The 12,801-nt window shown below is 70.6% G+C and carries 8 protein-coding genes; 2 read left to right on the forward strand and 6 right to left on the reverse strand.

Features of this window, described 5'->3' with window-relative positions:
• A complete protein-coding gene (locus AB0M35_RS22525) occupies nt 1–1,713 on the reverse strand; it encodes a nitrite/sulfite reductase (protein ID WP_363747585.1) in 1,713 nt (570 codons plus the stop codon).
• 443 nt (nt 1,714–2,156) lie between these two features.
• Between AB0M35_RS22525 and AB0M35_RS22530 the strand changes: the two genes are divergently transcribed.
• Nucleotides 2,157–3,611, forward strand: a complete 1,455-nt coding sequence (locus AB0M35_RS22530) for a glycosyltransferase family 39 protein (RefSeq protein WP_363747613.1) — start codon at nt 2,157–2,159, stop codon at nt 3,609–3,611.
• On the opposite strand, the gene AB0M35_RS22535 is transcribed toward AB0M35_RS22530, so the two are convergent.
• The 5 genes from AB0M35_RS22535 to AB0M35_RS22555 form a co-directional block, all read right to left on the reverse strand.
• Nucleotides 3,595–5,151 (reverse strand): glycosyltransferase family 39 protein, encoded by a 1,557-nt coding sequence (locus AB0M35_RS22535; protein WP_363747587.1) that lies wholly within the window; start codon nt 5,149–5,151, stop codon nt 3,595–3,597. The genes AB0M35_RS22530 and AB0M35_RS22535 overlap by 17 nt on opposite strands.
• Before the next feature lie 4 nt (nt 5,152–5,155).
• Entirely contained in the window at nt 5,156–6,175 is a 1,020-nt protein-coding gene (locus AB0M35_RS22540) for a glycosyl hydrolase (RefSeq protein ID WP_363747588.1), read from the reverse strand.
• Nucleotides 6,172–7,836 (reverse strand): glycosyltransferase family 2 protein, encoded by a 1,665-nt coding sequence (locus AB0M35_RS22545; RefSeq protein ID WP_363747589.1) that lies wholly within the window; start codon nt 7,834–7,836, stop codon nt 6,172–6,174. Before AB0M35_RS22545 ends, AB0M35_RS22540 begins: the two co-directional genes overlap by 4 nt.
• Before the next feature lie 234 nt (nt 7,837–8,070).
• Nucleotides 8,071–9,633 carry a histidine kinase N-terminal domain-containing protein gene (locus tag AB0M35_RS22550; RefSeq protein WP_363747590.1) on the reverse strand — a complete coding sequence of 521 codons (1,563 nt, stop codon included), beginning with the start codon at nt 9,631–9,633 and terminating at the stop codon, nt 8,071–8,073.
• Nucleotides 9,634–9,658: 25 nt separating this feature from the next.
• Nucleotides 9,659–10,690, reverse strand: a complete 1,032-nt coding sequence (locus tag AB0M35_RS22555; RefSeq protein WP_363747615.1) for an SIS domain-containing protein — start codon at nt 10,688–10,690, stop codon at nt 9,659–9,661.
• A gap of 193 nt (nt 10,691–10,883) precedes the next feature.
• On the opposite strand from AB0M35_RS22555, the gene AB0M35_RS22560 reads away from it, so the two are divergent.
• Entirely contained in the window at nt 10,884–12,563 is a 1,680-nt protein-coding gene (locus tag AB0M35_RS22560; RefSeq protein ID WP_363747591.1) for a tetratricopeptide repeat protein, read from the forward strand.
• The last annotated feature ends 238 nt before the right edge of the window (nt 12,564–12,801 follow it).

Raw genomic sequence — 12,801 nt, forward strand, 5'->3', positions numbered from 1 at the left:
TCATCGCAGTTGCTCCTCGTCGGCCCTGATCACCCAGTTGGCGAAGGTCTCGCCCGTGGTGCGGCCAGCCAGATAGCGCCGGGCCAGCCGCTCGACGTACTCGGGAAGCTCGTCGGCGGTCGTCTTCAGTCCGCGCAGCTTGCGGCCGAAGCCGGCGGTCTGCCCCTCGGCCATGCCCAGCCCACCGCCCAGGTGCACCTGGAAGCCCTCCACCTGACGGCCGTCCGGCCCGGTGACCAACTGCCCCTTGAGGCCGATGTCGGCGACCTGGGTGCGGGCGCAGGCGTTCGGGCAGCCGTTGATGTGGATGGAGATGTCTGCGTCGAAGTCCCGCAGCCGCTGCTCCAGCCGGGCCACCAGTTCCTCGCCGCGCGCCTTGGTCTCGACGATGGCCAGCTTGCAGTACTCGATGCCGGTGCAGGCCATGGTGCCGCGCCGCCAGGCCGACGGCCGGGCCTCCAGGCCGATCTCGCGCAGGCCCGCGACCAGTGACTCCGTCCGCTCCGGCGGCACGTCGAGCACCAGCAGCTTCTGGTACGGCGTCAGCCGCACCCGATCGCTGCCGTGCGCCTGCACCACGTCCGCCAGTTGGGCGAGCTGGGTGCCGGAGACCCGACCGACCACCGGGGCGGCACCGACGTAGTTACGGCCGTCCCGCTGGGGGTGTACACCGATGTGGTCGATCGGCTTGTCGGGTAGGTCGGGGCCGGGCCCGTCGAGCAGCGTCCGGCCCAGGTACTCCTTCTCCAGCACCTCACGGAACTTCGTCACGCCCCAGTCGGCGACGAGGAACTTCAGCCGGGCCCGGTGGCGCAGCCGGCGGTAGCCGTAGTCCCGGAAGATGCCGACCACGCCGGCCCAGACGTCCGGCACCTCACCCAGCGGCACCCACACACCGAGTCGTTGGGCCAGCATCGGGTTGGTGGACAGCCCACCGCCGACCCACACGTCGAAGCCGGGGCCGTGCTCGGGGTGGTCGACGCCGAGGAAGGCGATGTCGTTGGCCTCGTACGGGGTGTCCACCAGCCAGGAGATCGACGACTTGAACTTGCGCGGCAGGTTGGAGTACTGCTTGTCGCCGACGTACCGCCGGACGATCTCGTCGATCGCGGAGGTGGGGTCGACCAGTTCCGCCTCGGCCACCCCGGCGACCGGGCTGCCCAGCACGATGCGGGGACAGTCACCGCACGCCTCGGTGGTCTGCAGGCCGACCGCCTCCAACCGCCGCCAGATCTCCGGCATGTCCTCGACCCGGATCCAGTGGTACTGGATGTTCTGCCGGTCGGTGATGTCGGCGGTGTCCCGGGCGAACTCCCGGGAGATTTCGGCGATCGTCCGCAGCTGGGCCAGGTCGAGTTGACCGCCGTCAACGCGCACCCGGAGCATGAAGAACTCGTCTTCCAGCTCGTGTGGTTCCAACACGGCGGTACGACCACCGTCGATTCCTGCCTTACGCTGGGTGTAGAGACCCCACCAGCGGAACCGGCCACGCAGATCCTGTGGGTCGATGGAGGCGAAACCACGATGAGCGTAGATGTTCTCGATCCGGTCCCGCACGTTCAGCGGGTTGTCGTCCTTCTTGGTCCGCTCATTGGGGTTGAGCGGCTCGCGGTGCCCGAGCGCCCACTGGCCCTCACCACGGGCCCGGCGAGGCGCCCGTGGTGGGCGCGCCGATGGTTCCCCGGTGCGGGCCGGAATGTCGCTGACCGCCATCGCGGCGTCCTCCGTTGTCTGCGGTGCCTCGACTGGGTACGCGGACGTGACGACCGGCTCCCGATGGGGCCGTGGACAACGGTGTCTTGGGCGGTCGGCGCGCTGCGTACCCGAGGCAGAATGGTCGGGCGTCGTCAGTGGGCCGGACAGATGGCGCTGCGCACGCGGCCGTAATCGACGTGGCGACGAGCCACGAAGCGGCGGACCACGGCAGCAGTCATGAAGGCCATGCTGCCACACCGTCGACAGGCCAGCCAATGAGCGCGTGCGGGATCCCACATCACGGGCGGTCGCTGCCGGCAACGGCGGACACGATCGTGTGGCAGGCTCACGTCATGGGGGATTTGTCCGGTAGGTCGATTCCGGCCGCCGGAGCGGGCGTACGGCTCAACGGCTGGCGCCTGCGCTCCCTGCCGGTGTGGCTGCTGCCGGCGGTCCTCACCATGTTCGTCACGCTGGTCGGGCTGGACGCCGCACAGCCCTGGCGGGACGAACTGGCGACCTGGAGCGCCGCCACCCGGGGAGTCCCCGGCCTGCTCCGGCTCGCCGGCACCATCGACGCCGCGACCGGGCCGTACTACCTGCTCATGCACGCCTGGCTGATGCTCGCCGGGGACACCGTGGCCGCGCTGCGACTGCCGTCCGCGTTGGCGATGACGGCAGCCGCCGGGCTGACCGCCGTACTCGGTCAACGGCTGTGGAACACCCGGGTCGGCATCCTCGCCGGCCTGCTGTTCGCGGTGCTACCCGCCACCGCCCGGTACGGCCAGGAGGCCCGGCCGTACGCCCTGGCCACTGCCCTCGCCGCACTGAGCACCCTGCTGCTGGTCGACGCCCTACGCCGGCCCGGCCGGGGTCGGTGGGTGGCGTACGCCCTCACGACGGCCGCGCTCGGACTGACCCACCTGATCGCGTTGACGCTGGTCGCCGCGCACGCCGTCGTGGTGCTCACGCATCGGCGTCGAGCCACCGCACCGGCCGACGCCGAGCACGCCACGGCCGGCCGCCCGCCGCCGGTGCCGGACAGCTCCGGTCGTCATCGGGCGGGCCCGTTCGGGACACTGGGCTCTTTCCTGCTCGCGCTGGTGCCGACGGCGCTGCTGGTCACGCCGCTGGCCCTGCGTGCCCGGGAACAGCGGGAGCGTCAGTTGGACTGGGTGGACACCGCCCGGCTCGGCGATCTGGCCACGCTTCCCGGCGGTCTGGCGCAGACCGCCGCGGTGGGCGGCCTGCTGGTGGCGCTCGCGGCGCTCGGCGCCGGACGACTCGGCCGACGCGCGTCGCTCCCGGTCGCCTGCCTGCTGCTACCGGTGCTGCTGCTGTTCGCCGCCGGGCTGGTCGTCCCGCTGTGGGTGCCCCGCTACCTGATCTTCGTGGTGCCCTTCGGCTGCCTGCTGGCCGGTGCCGCGTTGGCCTCGGCGCGTTTTCGGGTCGCACTCGTCGTGGTGAGCCTGGCCGGGCTGCTCGGACTGCCGGATCATGTCGCGCTACGCCGTACGCACGAATGGCCGCGCACCGCCACCGTCGACTACCAGGGGGCGGCCCGGATCATCGCCGCCGGTCAGCGTTCCGGTGACGCGGTGGTCTACCACCCCCGCGACAGCTGGCTCTTCCTCGACCTCGGCCTGCGTTACCACCTGCGCGAGCAGGCACCCCACGACGTGCTGCTGACCGAGGGCCAACACCGCCGGGGTGACCTGTGGGCCGCCGAGTGCGACCGGCCGGCCGACTGCCTGGCCGACGTGCACCGGGTCTGGCTCGTGGTCGCCGGCCGAGGTGAGGGCCCGCTGGCCGCGGTTCCCGGTGCCAAGGGGGACGCGCTGCGCGCCGTCTACGCCGTCGAGCGGACCTGGCCCCTCTCCGGCCTCACCGTCGCCCTGCTCAGTCCTTCCGACTGAGCAGGACCAGGCGTACGCCCTCGAACTGGTCGTCCTGGATCACCTCGAACTTGCGCAGCAGTCCGGCGCGCTGCGGCGGGAGCCCCTCCAACGGATCCGACGAGTAGGTCGTGCTGATCAGCCAGATCCGGTCCGTGTTGCGCAGGCAGGCGGCCGAATCCCGGTCCTCGCACTCGGAGGCGGAGTACGACCCGCGGTCGACGGAGGTGACGGCGAGGAAGACATCCCGAGGCTTCACATCGTTACGCATCTCGTAGTCGACCGCCTCCCGGGCGAGGTCGGAGAGCTTGCCGAAGACATCGTTGTAGGCCAGTCCGTCACCCGGCTGCATGCCCCGCCGTATCGCATCGATGGCACCCTGGTAGTCCGGCTGGCCGGCGACCGGACTTGCCCGCACCACCCGATGGTCGGGTAGGACCAGATAGGCCAGGCCCGGCAGCACCAGCATCGCGGGCAGCAGCCAACTCCAGGCGGTGGTGGACCGGGGCAACAACCGCGCCACGGAACAGACGCCGATCGCGGCCAGGATCGCCCATGCCGGCAGGGTGAACAGCACGTACCGGGGCAGGAAGAGGTGCAGCACGTCGAAGGTCACATAAGCGAAGACCGGTGGCAGCAACGCCCAGGTGAGCAGTGCGGGCAGCATGCGGTTGCCAGTACGCCAGGCCACCAGCGCGCCGATTACGCCGAGCCCGACCACCGCCGCCATGCCCCGGGTGGACAGGAACAGGTCACTCGGAAAGCGCAGCACCGCGTCGAGATCGGCCTTGATCCACGAGATCGACGCGGACTGACCGGAGGCGACCGTCAGCAACGGCAGGACCAGGAGGCCGGCACCGCCGACATAACCGAACCACTGGTACCGGCGGTTGTCGTCGCGGTCGACCGTGCCGCGCAGCATCATCAGCAGGTGGGCGGCGAGCACCAGGAACGACACGAAGTGCAGCCAGCCCATCAGAGCGACGGCCAACAGGTAGAGCACCCAGCGACCGCGTACCGGCTTCTCCAGCGCCCGCAACAGCAGCAGGGTCGCGAGGGTGGCCGCCATGGTCACCAGCGCGTACGACCTGGCCTCCTGCGCGTACCGGCTCACCGAGGGAATGAGCACGAAGATCAGACCGGCCACCAGCCCCGGACCGGTACCCGCCAACCGGCGACCGATAAGTGTGGTGGCCGCCGCAGCGATCGTCATCGCCACCAACGAGGGCAGCCGCATCGCGAGTGGGTCGTCGCCGACCAGTTGGATCCAGCCCCGCACGATCATGAGGTAGCTGACGTGCACCAGGTCGGTGTTGGAGAGCAGGTGCCGCAGGTCTGCGGTACTCAGCACGGCGGCGTGCCAGGTGGCGTACTCGTTGTTCCACATCTGCCGATCGGCGGCACCCTGATAGCCGACGGCGAACGCCGCGAGCGCCGGCAGCAGCGCCAGCCATCCGGTGTGGCGGCCCGGGGAGACCTTTTCCTCCCGCGCCTGCGCCGGACTGCCGGCGGCAGCGCCACTGGTCAGCCGGTCGGGGAGGAGAACCTGGTTCGACATCATCCGCTCACCTCACCGGGAAGCCGTAGGTGGCGTTCTTCGCCTGCTGCCGAAACGCCCGGATCGCCGCAGTGTCACGGTCGATGTTCCACTTGGCCGAGCCGTCGTTGTTGAAGAAGACGAACCCGATGACTTCGGGGTCCTTGGCCACCCCGGTGAACAGGTCGGCGAGCCATCTGGGTCGTAGACTGCCCGGCTCGGCCGCGGTCTCCACGATCAGGAAGGGCTTGTCGGTGAAGCCTCGGACCTGCTTCATTGTCGGTCCGAAAAGTGCGGCGTAGGTGTTCGCCCCGTGGTGGGTGTAGTAGCCGTCGATGCCGATCCAGTCGACGTACCGGTCGCCCGGGTAGAGCGGCTTGAGCTTGACCTCCGGCATGGGATTGATGACGTTCGGCGTCCAGGCCCAGATGACGTTTGTCGCGTCGGCCTCGGCGAACAGCCTGTGGAGATGCTTCCACGCGGCCACGAAGTGGGCGGCCTTGTTCCCCTCGCGGCGCATGCCCCACGAGTACCAGTTGCCGTTCATCTCGTGGGCGAAGGTGAGCATGATCGGCAGGTTCACCTTCCGGACGCCCGCCGCGAACTCCTTGATGTAGTCGTCGTACCTGCCGGCGGCGATGTCCGACAGCTTCGCGTCGAACGGCTCCCAGCGCACCGCCGGCAGCGCGCCGTACTCGTAGATCTGCCTGACCTCGTCGGCCGCGAACCCATCGTCGAAGCTCAGGTAGAGCGTCACCACGTTGGGCTTCTTGCCGGTCTTCCTGGCGAACGTCTCGAGCAGTTCCATTTTCGGGGGCGCCCCGTCGATGGCCACGCCCAGGTACTTGCCGTCCTCGGGGCGGAGCAGGTGCGTGGGGTCGTACACCGGCAGCACGGATGATCCGGCGCTGACCGCCGCGTCGGCCTGCTGTCGAACAGCGGCATCGCCGGCGAGCATGCGGGTGACGTTCAGGTTCGCCACCACGGCGTACTCGATCGCGGCCAGCGCGATCAGCACAGCTCCGATGATCAGGTGACGGGTCTTCACCTGATCACCTCGACGTCCTTCTCGGGCTCCACCATGAGCGCCTGCGCCACAACCAGCAGGAAGAAGACGCCGCTGAGGAAGGCCGGCAGGAAGATCAGCGGGTCCGCTCCGGAGACGAGCCGCCACCCGGCGAGCCCGACCCAGACCAGGCCGCTGCCGGCGGTCCAGAACTTCAGCCCGGTCCAGAGCCGCTTGGTCTTGCTCTTCTTGGCGGTGCCGCCGGTGGGCTGCCAGCCCATCCGTCGGCCACGAATGATGTCGACGATGGCGAAGGCATGCGCCCAGCCGTAGATCATCTTCACGGTCCAGCTCTCCAGGCGGTACGAGGTGCGATGCCAGAGCGGGAAGATGATGAAGTTGTAGATCACGCTGGGCAGGATCAACGCGTAGTTCGCCAGGGCGATCTGGTCGGCGAAGACGGTCAGCATGAGGATCGGGATGATCGGCGCGACGAATGTGAACAGTCCGGTGTGCAGGTAGTAGCAGAAGCCCGAGATGTAGCTCAGCCGGGCCCGCCAGCGCAGCTTGGTGTCCCAGAACTTGCGCGATCCCATCAGGCTCATCGAGCCGGCGCACCAGCGGTACTGCTGGGTGAAGAACGAGTCGACGTCCGCCGGGCAGAGGCCGGCCGCGAGCACCACCGGGATGTAGCGCAGGTTCCAGCCCTGCCTGCGCAGGTCGAAGCCGGTGTGTACGTCCTCGGAATGCTCGATGAGGGTGGAGCCGCCGATCGAGTTGAGGGCCGTACGCCGATAGATGGCACAGCTACCGACGCAGATCGCCGAGTCGTGTGCCTGCCGGGACACCTGGACCGAGCGGTAGAAGAGTTCCTGGACCGCCCCGGCGCCCCGCTCCACCCAACTCTGCCCCTTGTGCACCCGGAAGTACTGCGGGGACTGCACGATGCCGGCGCGCGGTTCGGCGTCGAACCAGGGCAGCATCTGGTTGAGCATGTCCTTGCGCGGGACGAAGTCGGCGTCGAGGACGAGGATGAAGTCACCGAGGGTGCGCTCGAAGGCGTACCGCATGTTGCCGGCCTTCTTGAACCAGCCCCGGTTGGGCCGCCGCTGGTAGACGAAGCCGAAGGCCAGCGACATCCGCTCCATGGCCTCGTTGGGCGAGTCGTCCAGCACGTACACGACCACGTTGCCCTGGTAGTGCCGCTGCATGGCGCGGACGTGCTCCCAGGTGTTGCGCAGCACGTGCGGCGGCTCACCGCAGACCGGCAGGAAGACGTCCACCGTCGGGTAGCGCTGTGGCCGCCACTCGCGCACCAGCCGCTTGTGCCGCTCCATGTCGAAGCCGGGGGTGAAGGCGTTCACCCCCAGCGAGATGACGTAGTAGATGACCGTGAAGAACAGCAGCGGGGCGAGCAGCCACAGCCACGGGGTGAGCCGGACGAACAGCATCTGGCTGGTGATCAGACAGGCGAAGCTGATCAGCGACGGCACCATCAGGCTGGTCAGCCGACGCTTACGGTACGAGTAGAGCTCCTCGTCCGTCGGCGGCAACGGCACCGGCGCGTACGCGGGCCGCTGCTGGCGAAGCTCGTCGGCGGACCGCGGTGCCCACTTGCTGGTCAGCTGCCGTGGCACCCGCAGCTCGGCGGTTGGGTCGGCCACGGTCGTCGTCGACCGGTCCGCCGCCGGCGGTGAACTCATCCCCGTATCCCCGTTCTCCAGACAGCCACGGTCGTTCCCGAAGGTGGTGGACGACCGGTGCGCCTGCGTTCAGGAAGCCGGGCACGGCGGACGACCGTGCCGGTCGATGGTTGTCCGAAACGTATTCAGCAGGTCCTGGGGGTGTCAACCGGCCCGGCGCCATACGCCGCCAATCGTGATAGAGCAGACAGCAATTCTGCTCTATCACGAGCGCACCGGACATCGATCGAGCGGTCAGCTCCCGGCGCGGTCCGGGCTGCTGCGGGCCAGTGGGACGGTGAGGACGGCCTCGGTGCCGCCCTCGGATCCGGGGCGCAGCTGGATGCTGCCCCGCAGTTCCCCGGTGACCAGCGCGCGGACGATCTGGAGCCCGAGCTTGGCGCCGCCTTCGGCGTCGAACCCGGTCGGCAGTCCCCGACCGTTGTCGGTGACCGTGACGTGCAGCGTCTTGCGCAACCGGTGAGCGGAGACCACGACCTGCGGCGCCTCCTGCGGCTCCTGCGGTTGCGGCTGCGGCCCTTCCTCGTCGGCCTCATCGGCGGACGGGAAGCCGTGTTCGACGGCGTTGAGCAGCAGCTCGTTGAGGACCATCACCAAGGACGTGGCGATCTCGGCGGGCAGTACGCCGAAACTGCCCTTGCGCCGCATGCCGACCGTCACCTCGGTCGCCGCCACCTCGGTCGCCGCGCTGGCCACCCGATCCACGATCCCGTCGAACTCGACCGCCTCGTCGCTGGACATCGAGAGGGTCTCGTGCACCAGCGCGATCGACGCCACCCGGCGTACCGACTCCTCCAGCGCCACCCGCGCCTCGGGCATGGCGACCCGGCGGGCCTGGAGACGCAGCAGTGCCGCGACCGTCTGGAGGTTGTTCTTCACCCGGTGATGGATCTCCCGGATGGTCGCGTCCTTGGTGATCAGCGCCCGGTCGCGGCGGCGTACCTCGGTGATGTCGCGGACCAGGACCAGCGCGCCGATCGGCACTCCGGCGGGCATCAGCGGCAGGGCCCGGGTCAGCATGGTCGCCCCGCGAGCGTCGATCTCCCGCCGGGGTGGCGCCTCGCCGCGCAGCGCGGCGAGGATGCCGTTGGCGGCCTCGGTGCCTTCCAGTGGATCGTTGGCCAGCCGGCGGTGCAGCGCCGCGAGATCCTCACCCACCAGGTGGGAGGCGTAGCCCAGCCGCCGGTACGCCGACTGCGCGTTCGGGCTGGCGTAGGTGACCTTGCCGCCGGCGTCCAGCCGGACCAGGCCGTCGCCGACCCGTGGCGCCGAGGTGGTCTCGCCCGGATGCCGGGGCGGCGGAAAGGTGCCGTCGGCGATCATCTGGGCCAGGTCGTCGGCCGTGGTCAGGTAGTTCAGCTCCAGCTGGCTGGGGGTACGCGCGGTGGACAGGTTGGTGTCCCGGCCCACCACGGCGATCACCTCGCCGGACTCGCCGTCGGCGGCCCGCAGCCGGACCGGGATCGCCTCGTGCCGGGCGGGCACGTCGCCGTACCAGACCGGGTCGCCCTCCCGCCAGATCCGCCCCTGCCCGTAGGCGACCTCCAGGTGCGCCACCTCCGGTCCGCCGACGATCCGCCCCACCTGGTCGTCCTGGTAGGCGGTGGGCGCAGTCGTCGGGCGGACCTGGGCGACGCAGAGGAAGCTGCCTTCCCCGTCCACCGGCACCCACAGCAGCAGGTCGGCGAAGGAGAGGTCGGACAGCAGTTGCCAGTCACCGGCGATGCGGTGCAGGTGGTCGATGTCGGCCGGGCGCAGACGGGTGTGCTCCTCGGCGAGGTCGCGCAGCGTGGACACGCCGACCAGCGTGCCATGCGGGCGGTCACATCGTCGCGGTGACCTTCTTCAACCCGCGCGGCGCGTCCGGGTCCTCACCACGGGCCAGGGCCAACGCCAGGGCCAGCCGTTGCAGCGGCAGGATGTCCAGCAGCGGGGCGTACCGCTCGTCGACGTCGGGTACCGCGATCCGGGTGGCTCCGGCGATCTCGGCGGAGCCGACCACGACCACGTCGGCCCGTCGCTCGCCCAGCCGGGGCAGCACCTCGCCCATCGCCTGGCCGCCGGGGCCCGAGCCGACCACGGCCAGCACCGGCACGTCGGGGTCGGTCATGGCCAGCGGACCGTGCAACAGGTCGGCTCCGGAGAAGGCCAGTGCCGGCAGGTAGGAGGTCTCCATCAGCTTCAGCGCCGCCTCCCGCGCGGTCGGATAGGCGTACCCCCGACCGGTGGTGACCAGTTGGCCGGCGAACCGGTAGCGCGGCGCGAGTTGGGTCGCGGTGGGGTCGGCCAGCGTACGGGCGGCCAACTCGGGCAGGTCGGCCAGGGCCCGGCGTTCCGGCTCGGGCAGGACGCCGTCGCCGGCCCGGATCCCCTCGACCAGCATCAGCAGGGCGAGCAGCTCGGCGGTGTACGTCTTGGTGGCCGCCACCGCCCGCTCGTGCCCGGCGGCGATGTCGACGCCGAGTTCGGCGACGCCCGCCAGCGGCGAGTCCGGCGCGTTGGTGACCGCGAGGGTGAGCGCGCCCGCCTCGCGGGCGACCCGCAGCACCTCGGTCAGGTCGGGCGAACCGCCGCTCTGACTGACCCCGACGACCAGCGCGTCGGAGAGGTCCGGTCGGGCACCGAAGAGGGTGATCGCGCTCGGCGAGGCGAGGCCGGCGGGCAGGCCGAGTCGGATCTCGGCCAGATAGGCCCCGTACAGCGCGGCGTGGTCGGAGGTGCCCCGCGCGGTGAAGACCACGTGCCGCGGCCGGCGTTCGGCGATGGCCGCCGCGACGCGGGCGATCGGTGCGGCGTACTCGGCGGAGAGCAGTCGCTCGTAACCCGCCGGCTGCTCGTCGATGTCGGCGGCCATGCCGCTTCCTGGGCGCGTCACGAAAGCTCCTCCCCTGCGCGATACTCGCGCGCTTCCTGCTCATTCTTGCACCTTTGAACGCCTGCAAGCAATTTAACGAGCAGGATCGCGCAGCTGATCACCAAAAGTCGATGCCGTCACCTACGCTGACTCGGCCGCACCGCCAACCGGTACCGACCAGTGAGAGGACGACGTGGCCGAGGGAACGGACGATCGGGCGCTGCCGGCGACGGAGGAACTGGCCCTGGCCCGCAGCGCCCTGGAAGCCGGCAATCTGGCGCACGCCGCCGACCATGTCGCGGGCGCCCTGGCTCGGGCGCCGACCCTGCCCGAGGTGCACGAGACGCTCGCCCGGCTGGCTGCGGCCAGCGGCTCCGGCGGGCTGGATCTCTTTCCGCTGCAACATCACACCTTCGTCGGAGCGGTGGTCGCCCGGGCGCATCTGCTGGCCGCGGCCGGCCGCCCGGCCGAGGGCCTCGATCTGCTGGTCGCCGCCGCCGCGCACGCACCCGGTACGGACTGGGCGGGGGTGCCCTGGGTCACCTCACCCGAGTTGGCCGAACGACTCGGCCCGGACCAGGCGGCCCGGGTGCTGATGCAGGTCTGCGCCGCCGCCCCCGATCCGGTACCCCGCTCCGACCGGGCCGCCCTGGCGCCGTACCTGACACTGGCCCGCAACGCGATCACCATCCACCCCGAGCACGCCCTGCTGCTGGGCACGGCGTCCGCGCTGGCCCGGCGGATGGGCGAGGTGCCGCTCGCGGTCCGCTGGGCCAGTCGGGGCGTACGCGCGGTACCGTCCAAGATGGGCGAGGTCTGGCTCGGGTACGCGCTGCGCAGCGCCGGTCGGACCCGAGAGGGACTCGCCGCGCTGCGCCGCGCCGTCGACCACGACCCGGACGACCTGGCGGTGTACGCCGACATCGCCGGCACGTTGGCCGATCACGGCCGGCTGGACGAGGCCCTGAACTGGATCGAGCAGGCACTGGTACGCAACCCGTCCTTCGACTGCGCGGTGCACACCGCGCACCGGCTGCGGTTCCAGCGGGACGGCGACGTACGTCATCTGGTCGCTCTGGCCGACTTCATCCGGGACAACCCGGACGACTCACACGAGCACGCCGATCTGGCCGAATGCTGTCGGGGTCGTCCGTGGTTGGGACAGTTGACCCCGCCGTCGGTACGCCCGCAGCCGTCGCTGCCCGCCGGGTCCGATCCGGGGCGGTCGGCGCAACATCCGGGCACCCCGCCCCCCTCGGCGGAAGCGGCCCGCCGGCTGCGCCAGTTGACCCACCTGGCCTGGGCACACCCACTGGCGGCGTACGACACGGCGGTGGCGCTGGCCACCCTCGACCTGACCGACCTGCTCGGCCTGCTGGCCCACCCGCCTGAGACCCCGCAGAACGCGTTGGGCCGGGTGCTCAACGGCCAGGACCCGGCGCTGTGGATACGTTGCGTGCAGGTGTGGACCTGCCTCGGCCTGCTGCACCATCGCACCGACGAGCCCTGGGCCTCCTCGACCCGACGTCAGGTGCTGGTGGAGCTGGCCCACGCGCCGGAGGTCACCGAGGCGGCGCTGTTCGCTCTGGTGACGGCCGCCTGGGTCGACCCGTCGATCCGACCCGACGTGGCCCGGGTGGTCACCGAACGCCTGGCGGCGGCGGCCGGGGACCGGGCAGGCCCCTTACCGGTGACCGTCTCCCTGGCCCATCTGGCACTGGCCACCCCCGGTCTCGATCCGGAATGCACCACCCTGGCCCGCATGCTGGCCGGCCTACCCACCCGACCCGGCCCCGGCCCCCTACGCGCCCTGCTCCACCGCATCACACGCCCCTTCCGCCCCCACCTACCCACCCCCCCACCCCCACCCTGACCCACCCCACCGCCCCCGCCCCCGCCCCCGCCCTCCCCGCACCGCCCGCCCTCCCCGCCCCCGCGATCTTGCACTTTCTGTCGGGGCGAAGACGACAAAAGGGGTGTTTCGCCGACCAAAAGTGCAAGATCGGCGGCGGGTCAGGGTCAGACATCCCAGGAGCTTGGATGTCAAGCAGCGACGGGTTGGGTTCGGTGTGACCAGGCGGTTGCCTGGTCGTAGTGGGTGGCGGTTTTGA

The organism is Micromonospora sp. NPDC051196 (genome assembly GCF_040682415.1).
In the GTDB taxonomy this organism is placed as follows: Bacteria; Actinomycetota; Actinomycetes; order Mycobacteriales; family Micromonosporaceae; genus Micromonospora.

Bases quoted from the DNA above. Each gene is read 5' to 3' on its own strand.
- AB0M35_RS22525 (WP_363747585.1), bottom strand. From the start codon at position 1,713: ATGGCGGTCAGCGACATTCCGGCCCGCACCGGGGAACCATCGGCGCGC.
- AB0M35_RS22530 (WP_363747613.1), top strand. From the start codon at position 2,157: ATGTTCGTCACGCTGGTCGGGCTGGACGCCGCACAGCCCTGGCGGGAC.
- AB0M35_RS22535 (WP_363747587.1), bottom strand. From the start codon at position 5,151: ATGATGTCGAACCAGGTTCTCCTCCCCGACCGGCTGACCAGTGGCGCT.
- AB0M35_RS22545 (WP_363747589.1), bottom strand. From the start codon at position 7,836: ATGAGTTCACCGCCGGCGGCGGACCGGTCGACGACGACCGTGGCCGAC.
- AB0M35_RS22555 (WP_363747615.1), bottom strand. From the start codon at position 10,690: ATGGCCGCCGACATCGACGAGCAGCCGGCGGGTTACGAGCGACTGCTC.